A 16590-nucleotide genomic window follows, 5' to 3' on the forward strand; every position below is an offset into this window, starting at 1 on the left:
TCTCAGGTGACTGGTGTTGTAGTCAACTATAACACCACAGATTCAGAGTGCAAGCGGTCTGCGTCACCAACTGATGGCAGGGGTGGTCCGGGCTGCGCCCGGCGGTTGCGTTTTCAAGCCGAAGCCACGTCAACGGCAGAAGCTGCGGGGCTGCCTGTTGGTGGGGCGGGTCCATGGGGGCCTTGGAACCTGCGGGCATCGGTAGCGCCGACCCATGGTCGGCGGAGTGTTCCCGCCAAGGGCCCGCTGCGCTCGCCGACCATGGGTCGGCGCTACCAGAGCGCCCGTGGCGTGTCGGGTGGAGGGAGCCCCTGAGTCAGGGGCGGCCGCGAAGCGGCGGGGTGTGGGGGCTGGTGAGACGGGGCCCGCGGTTTGCAAAGCAAAGCGTGGGAGCGGCAGCGCGAATGCGATGACGTCCCCGTCCCCCGACCAGCCCCACCACCCGGCGCCACCCCGGCTGTTGCACTCCAGCCACCCGCGAGGGGTGGTTCCACCCGTTCGACCCACCCCGGCCGCAGGAATGCCGCGCGCGCTGTGCGATCGCCGACATAAGGCGCACAGGGCCCAGTGGTATAGTTCGCGGCGAAATACGGACCCCGCGTCCGGCCCTTCATTCCTGCCAGGAACACCTCCCATGCTGCGACCTGTTTCCCTGCCGCGCCGCGGCCCGATCCTGCCCCGTCTGCTGGGTTCGCTGCTGGTGGCCGCAAGCCTGGCCCTGCCGGTGATGGCCTCGGCCGCCGGCCTGTTGGACGTCGCTTACCGCCCGCTGGCCGGCAAGGACCCGGTGAACCTGGCCCAGCGCTACCACGGGCGCGTCCTGTTGGTGGTCAACACCGCCAGCAAATGCGGCTTCACCCCGCAGTACGAGGGCCTGGAAGCGCTGCAGAAGTCGTATTCCGCGCGCGGCCTGAGCGTGTTGGGCTTCCCGTCCAATGACTTCAAGGGGCAGGAGCCGGGCGACGAGAAAGACATCCAGGAGTTCTGCACCCTGACCTACGGGGTCAAGTTCCCGATGTTCGAAAAGGTGCATGTCGTCGGGGACCAGGCGACCCCGCTGTACAAGGGCCTGACCGCCGCCACCGGCGTGGCGCCGGGCTGGAACTTCCACAAGTACCTGATCGGGCGCGATGGCACGGTCATCGCCCAGTTCCCGAGCCGGGTGAAGCCGGATGACAAGGAACTGGTGGCGGCGATCGAACGCGCGTTGGCGGCCCCCGCGGGTCATTGAACGACGCACGTGCGCCTCGACATATCGGACGCGCGTGCGACAATGCGTGTTTTCGCGCCGACGTCGGCGTTTTTTCACTTCCAGGAATGCAACACATGAAGATGGGAATGCGTGGCGCTGCGGCGTCGGTTCTGATTCTGGCGATGGGCACCACCGGCGTGGCGCTGTCGCAGCAACCGGCTGCCGCCCCGGCAGCAGCCAAGGAGACCGGTAATTTGAATTCCAAGCAGAAGCTCGGCTATGCCATCGGCGGCGACGTCGCCCGTTCGCTCGAAGCGATCAAGACGCACATCGACCTGGCCGCCATGCGTGAAGCCGTACAGGCCACCTTCGATGGCAGACAGCCGCTGATCACCCAGGCCGATGCGCAGAAGACCGACACGGCGCTGCGTACCTCCATGGCGATCGCCAATGGACAGCAGGTTCCCGGCCAGGCTCCGGGTTCGGCGCCGCCGAAGGTGGACAACCGGCAGGTCGGCCTGATGCTGGGCAGCTACATGGTCGGCCCGTCGCTGGCCGAACTGAAGGGTGACATCGAGCTGGACGCGCTGTTCGACGCGGTCAAGACCGCTTTCGACGGTGGCCAGCCGAAGCTGAGCCAGGAAGAGGGCGCGGCGATCCTGCAGTCCTTCATGGCCACCAAGCAGGCTGAAATGCAGGCCAAGGCCGCGCAGCTGGGCCAGACCAACCGTCAGGAAGGCAATGCGTTCCTGGCCAAGAACAAGACCGTGCCGGGCGTGGTCACCACCGCCTCGGGCCTGCAGTACCAGGTCATCCGCCCGGGCAGCGGCGAGCGTCCGCTGCCGAGCAGCAAGGTCAAGGTGAACTACGAAGGCAAGCTGCTGGACGGCACTGTCTTCGACAGCAGCTACCAGCGCGGCCAGCCGGTCGAGTTCGGCCTGGACCAGGTGATCAAGGGCTGGACCGAAGGTGTTTCGTTGATGCCGGTGGGCTCGAAGTACCGCTTCTGGATCCCCGGTGAGCTGGCCTACGGCGAGAACGGCACCCAGGGTGGCCCGATCGGTCCGAACGCCACGTTGACCTTCGACGTCGAACTCATTTCCGTGCAGCCGTAAGGCACGCACGCGCCCTGCCATACCCGCCGGGACAACCGGCGGGACTGGCGATCCATGTCATTGGCCGGGGACGATCAACGCATGTCTGAAACTTCATCGAGCGAACGCGAGCAGGCGCTGGAAGCGCGCCTGGTCGAGCTGGAAATGCGTGTCTCCTTCCAGGAGCAGGCATTGGCCGAGCTGAGCGAGGCGCTGGCCGATGCACGCATGGAGGGCTCCCGTAACGAGGGCCTGATGCGGGTACTGCTGGAGGACCTGGGCAAGGTCCGCAACGCGCTGTATTCCTCTGATCCGGTGGATGAGCCGCCACCGCCGCACTACTGATCTGTCCTTATGAGCGATACCCTCCGCGACCAGTTGATGGGCCTGGGCTTCAAGCCCGCGCCGAAGCCTGAACGCAGTAATGACCGCAAGCCGGACCGCAAGCCGGAGGCGCGCCGTGATGGGCGACCGGGCGGCGGCAAGCCGGGGCAGGCCGGTGCCCGCCCGAACCACGACAAGCCGGGCGAGAATCGTCCAGCATCTGCACGCCCGGGTAATGCCGGCGCTCCCGGCAACCGTCCTGGTACGCGACCGCAGGGCGCGCGCAAGCCGCGCTCGCAGGAAGAGATGGACCTGGCCAAGGCCTATGCCATCCGCGCGCAGCGCGAGAAGGAAGAGCGCATCCAAGCCGAGCGCCAGAAGCAGGAAGAAGCACGCGTGCGCCGCGAGGCGAAGGCGAAGCTGGAAGTGCTGCTGAAGGACGCCTCGTTGAACGTGGAAGAGGCCGAGATCGCGCGGCACTTCCCGTACGGCGGCAAGATCAAGCGCATCTACGTCACCGCCGACCAGCTCAAGGCGCTCAACGCCGGCGAACTGGGCGTGGTGCAGGTGGCCGGGCGCTACATGCTGGTGACTGCGGACATGCTGGCCCAGGCCGAGGCGATCTTCGCCCAGGCCGTGGCGCTGAAGGTGGATCCGGACGCGCCGGCCGAGGATGACCCGTACGCCGATCCGCAGTACCAGGTGCCTGACGACCTGGTCTGGTAAGCATCGCCACGCCATCGCCGAGCCGTGCTCGGCGATGCCCGCCGTACGGCATCGGTAGCGCCGACCCCATGGTCGGCGAGCGCAGCGGGCAGTCCCGGCATTACTCCGGGTCGTAATCCAGGTTGGAGGCCAGCCAGCGCTCTGCCTGGGCGCGGTCCACGCCCTTGCGCCTGGCGTAATCGGTGACCTGTTCGCGACTGACCCGGCCGACCACGAAATACTGGCTCTTCGGATGGCTGAAGTAGTAGCCGGATACCGCCGCGGTGGGCAGCATCGCGAAGCTTTCGGTCAGCTGCATCCCGGCATTGCCCTGCGCGTCCAGCAGCCGGAAAAGGGTCTCTTTCTCGCTGTGTTCCGGGCAGGCCGGATAGCCGGGAGCAGGCCGGATGCCGCTGTACTTCTCGGCGATCAACGCGTCGTTGTCGAGGGCCTCGTCATTGGCATGGCCCCAGAATTCCTTGCGCACGCGCTGGTGCAGGCGCTCGGCAAGCGCTTCGGCGAAGCGGTCGGCCAAGGCCTTGAGCAGGATCGCATTGTAGTCATCATGGGCGGCCTCGAAGCGCGCCACGTGCGCATCGATGCCGATTCCGGCGGTCACCGCGAACGCGCCGATCCAGTCCTGGCGGCCACTGTCGGCGGGCGCGATGAAGTCGGCCAGGCAGAAATCCGGACGCTCGGCGGGCTTGTCGACCTGCTGGCGCAGGAAGTGCAGCGTGGCCTCGCCGTCGGGATGCTGCACGCGGACATCATCGCCCACGCTGTTGGCCGGCCACAGCCCGAACACCGCGCGTGCCTGCAGCCACCGCTCTTTGACGATGCGGTCCAGCATCTGCCGTGCATCGCGATACAGCTCGCTGGCCTGGCTGCCGACGATCTCATCGGTGAGGATCGCCGGATACTTGCCGGCCAGCTCCCAGGCCTGGAAGAACGGCGTCCAGTCGATGTAATCCACCAGTTCGGCCAAGGGATAGTCGTCCAACACATGCAGTCCGGGCTGGTTCGGCGCCGGCGGCACGTAGTCCGCCCAGCCGCCATCGAAACGCTGCCCGCGTGCGTGGGCCAGGCTGACCAGGCGCTTGGCATCGCCGCGGTTGCGGTGGCGCAGGCGGATGTCGGCGTAGTCGGCTTCGTTGGCGGCCACGAAGGCGTCGCGCAGGTCGCGCGAGATCAGCGACTGCGCCACGCCGACCGCACGCGAGGCATCCTTCACCCACACCGTGGGCGCCTTGTAATGCGGGTCGATCTTCAGCGCGGTGTGCGCGCGCGAGGTGGTGGCGCCGCCGATCATCAACGGCAGCTCGAAGCCCTGGCGCTGCATCTCGCGGGCCACGTGGCTCATCTCTTCCAGTGACGGGGTGATCAGGCCGGACAGTCCAATGATGTCGGCGTTCTCGGCGCGTGCGGCGTCGAGGATCTTCTGCGCCGGCACCATCACGCCCAGGTCGATCACCTCGAAGTTGTTACAGGCCAGTACCACGCCGACGATGTTCTTGCCGATGTCGTGCACATCGCCCTTGACCGTCGCCATGATGATCTTGCCATTGCTGCGCGCGGTGTCGCCGCTGCGCAGCTTTTCCGCTTCGATCCAGGGCAGCAGGTAGGCCACCGCCTTCTTCATCACCCGCGCCGACTTGACCACCTGCGGCAGGAACATCTTGCCGGCGCCGAACAGATCGCCGACCACGTTCATGCCGTTCATCAGCGGACCTTCGATCACATCCAGCGGGCGCGTGGAGGCCTGCCGCGCTTCTTCGGTGTCCTGCTCGACCCAGGCATCCAGGCCATGCACCAGCGCGTGGGCCAGGCGGTCGGTGACCGGCTTGTCACGCCACGCCAGGTCTTCGACCCGCGCCGCGCCCTTGCTGCCCTTGTAGCGTTCGGCGATTTCCAGCAGGCGCTCGGTGCCATCGGCGCGGCGGTTGAGGATCACGTCCTCCACGCGTTCGCGCAGGTCGGCATCCAGGTCGTCGTAGATCGGCATCGCGCCGGCGTTGACGATGCCCATGTCCATGCCGGCGGCGATGGCGTGGTACAGGAACACCGCGTGGATCGCCTGGCGCACGGTCTCGTTGCCGCGGAAGGAGAAGGACACGTTGGATACCCCGCCGGACACATGGCAGTGCGGCAGGGTGCGCTTGATGATGCGGGTGGCTTCGATGAAGTCCACCGCGTAGTTGTCGTGCTCTTCGATGCCGGTGGCGACGGCGAAGATGTTCGGATCGAAGATGATGTCCTGCGGCGGGAAGCCGATTTCATCCACCAGGATGCGGTACGCCCGCGTGCAGATCTCGACCTTGCGTGCGCAGGTGTCGGCCTGCCCGGCTTCATCGAAGGCCATCACCACCGCGGCGGCGCCGTAGCGCAGTACTTTGCGCGCATGCTCGCGGAACAGGTCCTCGCCTTCCTTCAGCGAGATCGAATTGACCACGCTCTTGCCCTGCAGGCATTTCAGCCCGGCCTCGATCACGCTCCACTTGGAAGAATCGACCATAACCGGGATGCGCGCGATGTCCGGCTCGGACATGATCAGGTTGAGGTAGCGGGTCATCGCCGCTTCCGAATCGATCAGGCCTTCGTCCATGTTGACGTCGAGGATCTGCGCGCCGCTGGCCACCTGCTGGCGCGCCACGTCCACCGCTTCCTCATAGCGCTCTTCCTTGATCAGTTTGCGGAACTGCGCGCTGCCGGTGACGTTGGTGCGCTCGCCGATGTTGATGAACAGCAGGTCCGGGGTGATGACCAGCGGTTCCAGCCCGGACAGACGGGTATGCGGGACGTTGCTCATGCCGCCTGCTCCCGTGTGCCGGGTAGTGCACGCGGCGGCAGGCCGGCGACCGCCTCGGCGATGGCGCGGATATGCGCCGGGGTGCTGCCGCAGCAGCCGCCGACCAGGTTCAGCAGGCCGTCGGTGGCGAAGCCACGCAGGGTGGCGGCCATCTCTTCGGGGGTCTCGTCGTACTCGCCGAACGCGTTGGGCAGGCCGGCATTGGGGTGGGCGCTGATGTAGCAGCCGGCCACCTGCGACAGGGTTTCCACGTGCGGGCGCATCGCATCGGCGCCGAGCGCGCAGTTGAGCCCGATCGACAGCGGTCGCGCATGCGCCAGCGAGGCATGGAAGGCTTCGGCGGTCTGCCCGGAGAGGGTGCGCCCGGAGGCGTCGGTGATGGTCCCGGAAATCATCACCGGCAGGCGTGCGCCACGCGCATCGAAGGCCTCTTCCACGGCGAACAGGGCTGCCTTGGCGTTGAGGGTGTCGAAGATGGTTTCCACCATCAGCGTATCGGCACCGCCATCGATCAGCCCGTCGATGGCCTCGCGATAGGTGCCGCGCAGTTCGTCGAAGCTGGTGTTGCGGAAGCCTGGATCGTTGACGTCCGGGCTGATCGAGGCGGTGCGGCTGGTGGGTCCGAGCACCCCGATGACGAAGCGCGGCCTGTCCGGCGTGGTCGCTTCCATCGCATCGCAGCAGGCACGCGCCACGGCGGCACCGGCCTTGTTCAGTTCGTACACCAGGTGTTCCAGATGGTAGTCGGCCTGGCTGACCGACGTGGCGTTGAACGTGTTGGTCTCCACCAGGTCCGCGCCAGCCTGCAGGTACTCGGTATGGATGCCGGCGATGATGTCCGGCCGGGTCAGCAGCAGCAGATCGTTGTTGCCTTTCAGGTCCTGCTCCTGCACCGGGCCATGGTCGCAGCCGGCACCATGCACGTGGCCGTCGGCACGGGTATCCACCCCGCCGATGAAGCGCTGGCCCCGGTAATCGTCCTCCTGCAGCCCATGGCGCTGGATCATCGTGCCCATCGCACCGTCAATGACCAGGATGCGGTCGCGCAGGGCATTGAGCAGGGCAGTGGCACGTTCGGGATGCAACCAGGGCAGGGCGGGCACGGCGACCTCAGGCTTTGTTGGCGATCAGCGAAATGACTTCGAAATGCGGCGGGCGTTTTTCGCGCGTCACCGTCTCCAGGCTCGATACCTGCAGGCCGGCCTTGTCGACGAACCTGCGCAGCTCCTTGTCACTGAAACCGAGGTTGACATGGCCGTAAGCATCCACCGCCGCTTTGTGTTCATGGCGGGCCAGGCTGCACAGCAGCAGGCGTCCGCCCGGGCGCAGGACGCGCGCCGCTTCGGTGACCGCTTGCGCCGGCTTTGCGGCGTAGGTAAGTGCATGCATCAGCACCACCAGGTCGAAGCTGCGGTCCTTGAACGGAAGCGCATGCATGTCGCCCTCGCGCACTTCCACGTTGGGCAGGCGGCGCAGGCGCTCGCTGGCGGCGGCGACCACGCGCGCGCTGGTGTCGATGCAGACGTAGCGGCTGGCATGCGGGGCCACCAGTTCAGCGAGCACGCCATCGCCAGAGGCGATATCCAGCACGTCGCCGGTTTCCAGCAGGGGCAGCGCGGTGCGTGCCAGGGCCTCCCACGTGCGGCCCGGGGAGTAGTGGCGCTCCATGTCACCGGCCACGCTGTCGGCCCAGTTCTGGTCGGCGGCACGGCTGGCCAGCACCGAGGCCACGCGTTCGGCGTCCTGGCGCAGCAGCGGGTCGTCGCTGCCGGTGCTCAATGCATGCCACAATGCGCGTTGTGCCGGGTCCAGCTGGGCGTCGTCGAAGCGGTAGTACGCGGACACGCCCGCACGCCGGTCGCGCACCAGCCCGGCCTCTTTAAGGCGTGCCAGGTGCGTCGACACCCGCGGCTGGGCCAGCCGGGTGATCGCCGACAGCTCGGCTACGGTCAGTTCTTCCTGCTCCAGCAGCGCCAACAGGCGCACCCGGGTGGCGTCGGCGAACACTTTCAGCCGGGTCGACCAATCCTCGAGATCCATAAATATCCACCCATCGCGATAGAGAGATATTTTCGCCTGCAGGCGATGAACGGTCAAGCAACCGGAGGTTGGCGGTAGCGCCGACCCATGGTCGGCGAGCGCAGCGGTGCATGGGCGCCGGGACTCCGCCGAGCACGGCTCGGCGCTACCGGGCGCTTTTCCCATCCAATGGTGCTTGAGCTGCTGATTCTCGCATCAGAACGCGTGCCCGAGACTTGGTGTATGTCCAGTCGCCATCTCCAGCGCGGCCGTTTTTCCTGCCCAGGCAGCGTCTACGTCCTGACCACGGTCACCCGCGCCCGTCGCCCGTTGTTTGACCGCGCCAGTAACGCGGAGATCGTTGTCGAATGCCTGCGTGACATCGAGCGTGCGGGCATCAGCCATACCTTCGCCTGGGTCGTCATGCCCGACCACGTGCATTGGTTGCTGCAGCTGCGCCAGGGCACGCTGGGTGCCTGCATGCAACGGTTCAAATCACGCAGCAGCCGGCTGATCGGTCAAGCGGCCGGATCCGTGACACGGCTATGGCAGCCCAGCTACTTCGAGCACGCCCTGCGGTCGGACGAATCGCTGCTCAAGCAGGCGCGCTACATCGCGGCCAATCCCGTAAGAGCGGGTCTTGTCGATCGACTGGGTGTCTATCCCTTTGCCTGGTGCCGCTGGCCCATGGATCCGTGACGCGTTCGGATCGGTAGCGCCGACCCATGGTCGGCGAGCGCAGCGGTGCGTGGTCGGCGGGATTCCGCCGAGCACGGCTCGGCGCTACCAGAGCGGCCAGGACGGTAGCGCCGACCCATGGTCGGCGAGCGCAGCGGTGCATGGGCGGCGGGAATCCGCCGAGCACGGCTCGGCGCTACCAGAGCGGCCAGGACGGTAGCGCCGACCCATGGTCGGCGAGCGCAGCGGCGCGGCGGCGGGATTCCGCCGAGCACGGCTCGGCGCTACCAAGGCGGCCAGGACGGTAGCGCCGACCCATGGTCGGCGAGCGCAGCGGTGCATGGGCGGCGGTATTCCGCCGAGCACGGCTCGGCGCTACCAGAGCGGCCAGACGGTAGCGCCGACCCATGGTCGGCGAGCGCAGCGGTGCATGGGCGGCGGGATTCCGCCGAGCACGGCTCGGCGCTACCAGAGCGGCCAGACGGTAGCGCCGACCCAGGGTCGGCGAGCGCAGCGGTGCATGGGCGGCGGGATTCCGCCGAGCACGGCTCGGCGCTACCAGAGCGGCCAAGACGGTAGCGCCGACCCATGGTCGGCGAGCGCAGCGGTGCGTGGGCGCCGGGAATCCGCCGAGCACGGCTCGGCGCTACCAGAGCGGCCAGGACGGTAGCGCCGACCCATGGTCGGCGAGCGCAGCGGTGCGTGGGCGCCGGGATTCCGCCGAGCACGGCTCGGCGCTACCAGAGCGGCCAGACGGTAGCGCCGACCCACGGTCGGCGAGCGCAGCGGTGCATGGGCGCCGGGAATCCGCCGAGCACCGCTCGGCGCTACCTGAGCGGCGCAGCGGTGCATGGACAGTGGGATTCCAAGGTTCAGCGCCCCAGTCAGCTGGCGATACCCCGCCCCCAGTACAATCGCCGATTCATTACCCGGGAGGGGTCGTTGTGGATTTCAGCTTTACCGAAGAGCAGTTGATGCTGCAGGACGTCGCGCGCCGCATCGCGCAGGAAAAGATCGCGCCCAGCGCCGAGCACCATGACCGCACCGGCGAGTTCCCGCTGGCCAACATCCAGCTGCTGGGCGAGAACGGGCTGATGGGCATCGAAGTGCCGGCCGAGTACGGCGGTGCGGGCATGGACCCCATCGCCTACGTGCTGGCGATGGTGGAGGTCGCTGCCGGTGACGCGGCCCACTCGACCATCATGTCGGTCAACAATTCGCTGTTCTGCAACGGCATCCTGACCCATGGCACCGAGGCACAGAAGCAGAAGTACGTGCGCGCCATCGCCGAAGGAGCGGCCATCGGCGCCTTCGCACTGACCGAACCACAGTCCGGCTCGGATGCCACGGCCATGCGCTGCCGCGCGGTCAAGCAGGCCGACGGCAGCTACGTGATCAACGGCAAGAAGAGCTGGATCACCTCCGGCCCGGTGGCCAAGTACATCGTACTGTTCGCGATGACCGATGCGGACAAGGGCGCGCGCGGCATCAGTGCGTTCCTGATCGACACCGACAACGCCGGCTTCGGCCGCGGCAAGACCGAACCCAAGCTCGGTATCCGCGCATCGGCGACCTGCGAGATCGAGTTCAACGATTACGTTGCGCAGGCCGAAGACCTGCTGGGCCAGGAAGGCGAGGGCTTCAAGATCGCGATGGGCGTGCTCGACGCCGGCCGCATCGGCATCGCCTCGCAGGCCATCGGCATTGCCCGTGCTGCGTATGAAGCGACGATCGAATATGTGAAGGAGCGCAAGGCATTCGGCGCGGCCATCGGCACGTTCCAGATGACCCAGGCCAAGATCGCCGACATGAAATGCAAGCTGGACGCGGCCCTGCTGCTGACCCTGCGTGCGGCATGGGTGAAGGGAGAGGGCAAGCGTTTCAGCAATGAAGCGGCGATCGCCAAGCTGACCGCATCGGAAGCGGCGATGTGGATCACCCACCAGGCCGTGCAGATCCATGGCGGCATGGGCTATTCGAAGGAAATGCCGCTGGAGCGTTACTTCCGTGACGCCAAGATCACCGAGATCTACGAAGGCACCTCGGAGATCCAGCGCCTGGTCATCGCACGCAACGAAACCGGGCTGCGCTGAGGCTTCGGCGTAAGCGTGCGGGCGGGTCCACGACCCGATCCGCCTGCACGATCGCCTAGAATGCCCGTCCTCTCAAAACAGGTACGGGCATGGTCATCTACCGCGGTGCAGGGTTCTTTACCCTGCTGACACCGATCGTCGCAGTGCTGTTGCTGCTCTGGCTGTATCCCGATCCGTCCGTCGCCAAGGGCAACATCACCTTGGCGCAGTTCCTGCTGGGTTGCGGCATCGGCGCGGCAATCAACGTGGTGCTGGGGTTCGTCCTCAATCGCGGCGTGCGCGCCGAGGGCGTGCCGGCGCGGCATCATTTCTTCTACCTGCCCATGCAATGGCCATCGCTGGCCATCGTGTTGGCGTGCGCGGTGGTTGCCGTACTGCGTTGAGCGGCGGGTGCGAGTGAAAAAAAGGCCCCGGAGCGATCCGGGGCCTTTTCGTTTGAAGCGTGACGGCTGCAAAGGCACGACGGCCAGTGGCCGTCACTGCCCTCAGCGGTCCGGGCGGTGTGCGCCCTCTGCTTCGTGCTGGCGCTCCACGAACTCCTTGGAGGGCTCGTCCAGCTTGTCGCCCAGCATGCGGCGGACCACGATGAAGAACACCGGGATCATCAGCAGGCCGAGGAAGGTGGCGAACACCATCCCGCCGATCACGCCGGTACCGATGGCGTGGCGGGAATTGGCGCCGGCGCCGGTGGAGATGGCCATCGGGATCACGCCCATGATGAAGGCGAAGGAGGTCATCAGGATCGGACGGAAGCGCAGGCGGGCCGCCTCGATGGTGGCGTCGCGCAGGGTCCTGCCGGCCGCACGCTGTTCCACCGCGAACTCCACGATCAGGATCGCGTTCTTCGCTGCCAGGCCGATCACCGTGATCAGGCCGATCTTGAAGAACAGATCGTTGGGCAGGCCGCGGGCCATCGAGAACACCAGCGCACCCAGCACGCCCAGCGGCACCACCAGCAGCACGGCGACCGGGATCGACCAGCTTTCATACAACGCGGCAAGGCACAGGAACACCACCACGATGGACAGTACCAGCAGCAGCGTGGCTGCGTTGCCCGCCAGGATTTCCTGGTAGGACATGCCGGACCAGTCGTAGCCGAAGCCGGCCGGCAGTTCATCGCGGACGATGTCTTCCATCGCGGTCATCGCTTCGCCGGAGCTGCGCCCTGGCGCCTGCGAGCCCACGATGTTCACTGCCGAATAGCCGTTGTAGCGGCTCAGCGACGGCGGCGCCGATACCCATTCCGAGCGCACCACGGTGCTCAGCGGGATCATCGTGCTGGTGCCGTCGGCATTGGTGTCCAGCGTGGACGGGCTGTAGAAGCTCTTCAGCGATGCTTCGCCGGTGCGGTAAGGCGCATCGGCCTGCATGGTCACGCGCTTGATGCGGCCTTCGCTGAAGAAGTCGTTGACGTACACCGGGGCCAGCATCAGCTGGATGGTGCTGTACACATCCGACACCGACATGCCCATCGCCTGCGCCTGCACGCGGTCCACGTGCAGGGCCAGCTGCGGGGCGTTCTCCAGTCCATTGGGGCGCACGCCGGTCAGTAGGTCACTCTTCTGCGCGGCCGCACCCAGCAGGGTGTTGCGGGCATTGGTGAGCTGCTCGAAGCCTGCACCGGTACGGTCCTGCAGCCACATGTCGAAGCCGCCGAACTGGCCCAGGCCCTGCACGGTGGGCAGGTTGACCACGAAGATCTGCGCTTCCTTGATGCCGTAGAACGCGCCGTTCATGTTGCCGATCAGCTCGGGCACGGTGACCTCGCGGTCGGCCCAGGGCTTGAGCCGGATGAAGCCCATGCCCACATTTTCGCCGGAGCCCACGAAGCTGAAACCTGCGATCTGCAGCAGGCCCTCGAAGCCTTCCTGCTTTTCCAGGATGCCACGCATCTGCGCGAACACTTCGTTGGTCTGGGTCTTGGTCGAACCCGGCGGCAGCTGCACGATGGCCAGTGCGTAGCCCTGGTCTTCTTCGGGCAGGAAGCTGCCCGGCATGCGGGTGAACAGGAACGCGCACAGCGCACCGAGCACCACGAACAGGATCATCCAGCGCGGCGCATGCTTCACCGCCGAGGTGATGTGGCCCACGTAAGTGCCGCTGATCCTGTCGTAGTACTTGTTGAAGGTGCGGTAGACGATGTTCGGCTTGTCGTTGTGCGTCGGCTTGAGGAAGGTCGCGCACAGGGCCGGGGTGAAGCCCAGCGCCAGGAACGCCGAGAACGCCATCGAAATGGCGATGGTCAGCGCGAACTGCTTGTAGATCTCACCGGCCGCACCGCCCTGCAGCGCCGACGGGATGAACACCGCCGCCAGCACCACGGTGATGGCCACCACCGCGCCGGTGATCTGGGTCATGGCCTTCTGGGTGGCCTGTTTCGGCGCCATCCCTTCGTCGGTCATGATGCGTTCGACGTTCTCGATCACCACGATCGCGTCATCGACCACGATGCCGATCGCCAGCACCAGCGCGAACAGGGTCAGCTGGTTGATCGTGAAGCCGATCATCCACATGCCCAGGAACGTACCCAGCAGCGCGACCGGGATCACCAGCGTCGGGATCAGGGTGGCACGGAAGTTCTGCAGGAAGATCAGCATCACCAGGAAGACCAGGATGATGGCCTCGACCAGCGTCTTGATCACTTCCTCGATGGAGATCTTCACGAAGGTGGTGCTGTCGTACGGTGAGAACCAGCTGACACCGGCCGGGAAGCTCGGCTGCAGTTCATCCATCTTCGCGCGCACCGCTTCTGCCACGTTCAGTGCATTGGCACCGGGCAGCAGCTGGATCGCGAAGGCACCGGTCGGCTTGCCGTTGTACTGGGTGTCAAAACCATAATTGCCCGCGCCGAAGCCGATCCGGGCAATGTCCTTCAGCAACACGCGCGAACCATCCGGGTTGGCGCGCAGGATGATGTTCTCGAACTCTTCCGGGGTGCTGAAGCGACCTTCGGCCGATACCGTGGCGGTGAAGTGCTGGCCCACCGGGGCCGGGTCCGAACCCAGCGAACCGGCGGCGAACTGCACGTTCTGCTCACGCACTGCGGCCAACACCTGGCTGGCCGACAGGCCATAGCCCTGCATGCGTTCCGGGTTCAGCCAGATGTTCATGGCGTACTCGCCACCGAACTGCTGGGTGCTGCCCACGCCGGGAATACGCGAGACCTGGTCCAGCACGCGCGAGGCCACGATGTCGTTCAGTGCGTCACGGCTGTTGCCGCCGGTATCCGAACGCAGCGCCACCACCATCAGGAAGCCGGCGTTGGCCTTGGCCACCACCACGCCCTGCTGGGTCACTTCACTGGGCAGGCGGGGCGTGGCCAGCGAGACCTTGTTCTGCACCTGCACCTGGGCGATGTCCGCATCGGTGCCGGTTTCGAAGGTCAGGGTGACCGTGGCGCGGCCATTGGACGAGGAGGAGGAGCTGAAATACAGCAGGTGATCGATACCGGTCAGCTGCTGCTCGATCACCTGGGTGACCGATTTTTCCGTGGTGTCCGCGCTGGCGCCCGGGTAGGTGGCCGACACGGTGACCTGTGGCGGGGCGATGCTGGGGTAGGACTCCACACCCAGGTTGAGGATCGCGATCACGCCGCTGAGCGAGATCAGGATCGCTACCACCCAGGCAAAGACCGGGTGTTCGATGAAAAATTTAGGCATGACGGAGTCTTCCCGTTACTGCTTGGTCGAATCGGAGGCCGGCGCTGCCTGCTCGGCAGCGGCCGGAGCCTGCTGGGCTGCATCGGGCGTGGCCGCATCGGCGGCGGCATCACCCTGGGCGGCCGGCGCCTGGCCCTGCGCCGGTGCACCCTGGGCAGCGGCGGCCGCCTGTTCCGGGGTCCACGGCTTGGCCGTTGCCGGTGCGCCTTCCTTGACCTTCTGCACGCCGGCGACCACGACCTTGTCACCCGGCTGCAGGCCATCGGTGACCAGCCAGTTGCCGCCCTGCGCGCCTTCGGTCTTGACGTCGCGGCGCACCACCTTGCCATCGGCCCCGACCACCATCAGGTAGCCGCCGGTGGCATCACGCAGCAGCGCCTGCTGCGGCACCAGGTAGGCGTTGTTGCGCTCGCCCAGGGTGGCCTGGAAGCTGACGAAGGCGCCGGGCAGCAGGATCCGGTCCGGGTTCGGCAGCACCGCGCGCAGCGATACCGCACCGGTGGCCGGATCGACCGTGGTCGAGGAGAAGTCCAGCGTGCCGTTCTGGCCGTAGGTGGTGCCATCGGACAGCTTGACCTGCACGGTGGCCTTGCCATCGCCGCTCAGCGCCAGGGCGCCCTTGGCCTGTGCGGCGCGCAGCTGTGACAGCTCGTCCACGCTCAGCGAGAAGTTCACGTACAGCGGATCCAGCTGGTCCACGGTGGTCAGCAGGGTGACGTCGCCCTGGCCTACCAGCGCACCTTCGGTGACCTGCTGCTTGCCGGCCACGCCGCTGATCGGCGCGGTGACTTCGGCGTAGCCCAGGCTGATGCGCGAGCTGCTCACGGCGGCTTCGGACTGCTTGACCGCCGCCAGCGCGGTGCGCTCGGCCGATTCGGCATTGTCCAGGTCGGCCTTGGAAACATATTTCTGCGGGGCCAGCGAACGGGCGCGATCCGCTGCCACCTTGGCGTTGGCATAGCTGGCACGGGCCGAGGCGAGCTGGGCTTCGGAAGCGTTGAGCTCGGCACGCAGCGGCGCCGGGTCGATCAGGAACAGGGTCTGGCCCTGCTTGACCTCGCTGCCTTCCTGATAGACGCGCTTGAGCAGCACGCCCGGCACGCGGGCGCGGACGTCGGCGCTGCGGAACGGCGACAGCCGGCCCACCAGCTCACGCTGCAGCGGCAGGGTCTGCGGCTTGGCATCGATCACGCCCACTTCCGGCGGCGGCGGGGCCTGCTGTTCTTCTTTCTTGCAGCCAGCCAGGGCAATGGCAACAGCGCACGTCAGTGCGAGGGTGCGGAGTGGGGCGATCATCAGGAGAAACTCCGGAGTTGGTTTGAATGCGGTTGGGGCGAAGCGGCCGGCGCGAACGCGCGCAGGAAGCTGTCGACGGAAAATCCAGCCCAGCGCCGACGCGTCCCGGCGTCGTCGCGATGGGGCATGTGGAAGCGTTGCCGATCGAAATCCTGGCCACCGATCATGCTGATTAGCAGTTCGGCCATGAAGTGCGGGTCGTCATGCCGGAGCTGCCCGCGGGCAATGGCGGATTCGATCCATTCAGCAAGGTGAAGCGTCAGCGTTCCGGCACCATCGCGCCACAGGCTGCAGGCCTCTTCGGGAAACTGCGCCGCATCGGCGGAAATCATCCGGCAGGCCTGGGCCACGTGCGGCTGGTTGAAGTGGTCCAGGTAATCGGTGGCGAACTGCATCAGGCTGCCGCGCAGGTCATCCTCGCGCAGGCCGCGCAATCCGGCCGTGGCCCGGCAGACGTGCCGTTCCACTACCCGGCGCATCAGCTCCTGCTTGCTGCCGTAGCGCGAATACAGGGTCTGCTTGGAGCACCCCGCGTGCTGGGCCACTGCTTCCATGCTCATCTGCATGCCATGCCGGGCGAGCAGCTCGCGCACCGCATCGAACACACGTAGATCGCGCGCGTCCATGTCGGCAGCGGGGAGGGGAGCGGGGTTCACGGAGTGGACTATACCGTCCAGTTCAGGATTGTGGAAACGTTTTGAGACGTGTTGCGGCATGTTCTGTC

13 protein-coding genes are annotated in these 16590 nt (G+C 66.5%); 7 read left to right on the top strand and 6 right to left on the bottom strand.

Features of this window, described 5'->3' with window-relative positions; all coding sequences use genetic code 11:
- Positions 1–727: 727 nt before the first annotated feature.
- The 4 genes from ACI2JH_RS15350 (at position 728) to ACI2JH_RS15365 (ending at position 3336) form a co-directional block, all read left to right on the top strand.
- The gene (locus ACI2JH_RS15350; protein WP_192084133.1) at positions 728–1231 is read left to right on the top strand and encodes a glutathione peroxidase; all 504 of its coding nucleotides are present in this window, start codon (positions 728–730) and stop codon (positions 1229–1231) included.
- 95 nt (positions 1232–1326) lie between these two features.
- On the top strand, positions 1327–2307 hold the full coding sequence (locus ACI2JH_RS15355) for an FKBP-type peptidyl-prolyl cis-trans isomerase (RefSeq protein ID WP_404736622.1): 981 nt from the start codon (positions 1327–1329) through the stop codon (positions 2305–2307).
- 81 nt (positions 2308–2388) lie between these two features.
- Positions 2389–2631: a SlyX family protein gene (locus ACI2JH_RS15360; protein WP_101100590.1), complete on the top strand. Its 243-nt coding sequence runs from the start codon at positions 2389–2391 to the stop codon at positions 2629–2631.
- A 9-nt stretch (positions 2632–2640) separates the two neighbouring features.
- The gene (locus ACI2JH_RS15365; protein ID WP_404736623.1) at positions 2641–3336 is read left to right on the top strand and encodes a DUF2058 family protein; all 696 of its coding nucleotides are present in this window, start codon (positions 2641–2643) and stop codon (positions 3334–3336) included.
- Positions 3337–3436: 100 nt separating this feature from the next.
- Here the strand turns inward: ACI2JH_RS15365 and metH are convergent, their stop codons facing one another.
- The 3 genes from metH to ACI2JH_RS15380 are packed head-to-tail and all read right to left on the bottom strand — an operon-like array spanning position 3437 to position 8161.
- The gene (metH, locus tag ACI2JH_RS15370) at positions 3437–6121 is read right to left on the bottom strand and encodes a methionine synthase (protein WP_319277654.1); all 2685 of its coding nucleotides are present in this window, start codon (positions 6119–6121) and stop codon (positions 3437–3439) included.
- Entirely contained in the window at positions 6118–7224 is a 1107-nt protein-coding gene (locus ACI2JH_RS15375; RefSeq protein ID WP_101100585.1) for a homocysteine S-methyltransferase family protein, read from the bottom strand. Before ACI2JH_RS15375 ends, metH begins: the two co-directional genes overlap by 4 nt.
- A 7-nt stretch (positions 7225–7231) precedes the next feature.
- A complete protein-coding gene (locus tag ACI2JH_RS15380) occupies positions 7232–8161 on the bottom strand; it encodes a metalloregulator ArsR/SmtB family transcription factor (protein WP_101100583.1) in 930 nt (309 codons plus the stop codon).
- 222 nt (positions 8162–8383) lie between these two features.
- Between ACI2JH_RS15380 and ACI2JH_RS15385 the strand changes: the two genes are divergently transcribed.
- The 3 genes from ACI2JH_RS15385 (at position 8384) to ACI2JH_RS15395 (ending at position 11294) form a co-directional block, all read left to right on the top strand.
- Complete coding sequence (locus ACI2JH_RS15385) at positions 8384–8839, top strand: REP-associated tyrosine transposase (protein ID WP_404736652.1); 456 nt, start codon at positions 8384–8386, stop codon at positions 8837–8839.
- 899 nt (positions 8840–9738) lie between these two features.
- On the top strand, positions 9739–10911 hold the full coding sequence (locus ACI2JH_RS15390; protein ID WP_372487502.1) for an acyl-CoA dehydrogenase family protein: 1173 nt from the start codon (positions 9739–9741) through the stop codon (positions 10909–10911).
- Between the two features lie 89 nt (positions 10912–11000).
- On the top strand, positions 11001–11294 hold the full coding sequence (locus tag ACI2JH_RS15395; protein WP_319278910.1) for a hypothetical protein: 294 nt from the start codon (positions 11001–11003) through the stop codon (positions 11292–11294).
- Between the two features lie 102 nt (positions 11295–11396).
- Here ACI2JH_RS15395 and ACI2JH_RS15400 read toward each other — a convergent pair whose 3' ends face one another.
- Genes ACI2JH_RS15400 through ACI2JH_RS15410 form a run of 3 tightly spaced genes read right to left on the bottom strand, consistent with a single transcriptional unit; the run spans position 11397 to position 16522 of the window.
- A complete protein-coding gene (locus ACI2JH_RS15400; protein WP_042614880.1) occupies positions 11397–14570 on the bottom strand; it encodes a multidrug efflux RND transporter permease subunit in 3174 nt (1057 codons plus the stop codon).
- A gap of 15 nt (positions 14571–14585) precedes the next feature.
- Positions 14586–15866: an efflux RND transporter periplasmic adaptor subunit gene (locus tag ACI2JH_RS15405; protein ID WP_404736624.1), complete on the bottom strand. Its 1281-nt coding sequence runs from the start codon at positions 15864–15866 to the stop codon at positions 14586–14588.
- Positions 15866–16522 (bottom strand): TetR/AcrR family transcriptional regulator, encoded by a 657-nt coding sequence (locus tag ACI2JH_RS15410; RefSeq protein ID WP_404736625.1) that lies wholly within the window; start codon positions 16520–16522, stop codon positions 15866–15868. The genes ACI2JH_RS15405 and ACI2JH_RS15410 overlap by 1 nt, the downstream gene beginning before the upstream one ends.
- Positions 16523–16590: the final 68 nt, after the last annotated feature.

The organism is Stenotrophomonas sp. NPDC078853, assembly GCF_044901215.1.
Classification (GTDB): domain Bacteria; phylum Pseudomonadota; class Gammaproteobacteria; order Xanthomonadales; family Xanthomonadaceae; genus Stenotrophomonas; species Stenotrophomonas lacuserhaii.

Coding starts and splice junctions, on each gene's coding strand:
- ACI2JH_RS15350 (WP_192084133.1), top strand. CDS start 728: ATGGCCTCGGCCGCCGGCCTGTTGGACGTCGCTTACCGCCCGCTGGCC.
- ACI2JH_RS15355 (WP_404736622.1), top strand. CDS start 1,327: ATGAAGATGGGAATGCGTGGCGCTGCGGCGTCGGTTCTGATTCTGGCG.
- ACI2JH_RS15360 (WP_101100590.1), top strand. CDS start 2,389: ATGTCTGAAACTTCATCGAGCGAACGCGAGCAGGCGCTGGAAGCGCGC.
- ACI2JH_RS15365 (WP_404736623.1), top strand. CDS start 2,641: ATGAGCGATACCCTCCGCGACCAGTTGATGGGCCTGGGCTTCAAGCCC.
- metH (WP_319277654.1), bottom strand. CDS start 6,121: ATGAGCAACGTCCCGCATACCCGTCTGTCCGGGCTGGAACCGCTGGTC.
- ACI2JH_RS15380 (WP_101100583.1), bottom strand. CDS start 8,161: ATGGATCTCGAGGATTGGTCGACCCGGCTGAAAGTGTTCGCCGACGCC.
- ACI2JH_RS15385 (WP_404736652.1), top strand. CDS start 8,384: ATGTCCAGTCGCCATCTCCAGCGCGGCCGTTTTTCCTGCCCAGGCAGC.
- ACI2JH_RS15395 (WP_319278910.1), top strand. CDS start 11,001: ATGGTCATCTACCGCGGTGCAGGGTTCTTTACCCTGCTGACACCGATC.
- ACI2JH_RS15400 (WP_042614880.1), bottom strand. CDS start 14,570: ATGCCTAAATTTTTCATCGAACACCCGGTCTTTGCCTGGGTGGTAGCG.
- ACI2JH_RS15405 (WP_404736624.1), bottom strand. CDS start 15,866: ATGATCGCCCCACTCCGCACCCTCGCACTGACGTGCGCTGTTGCCATT.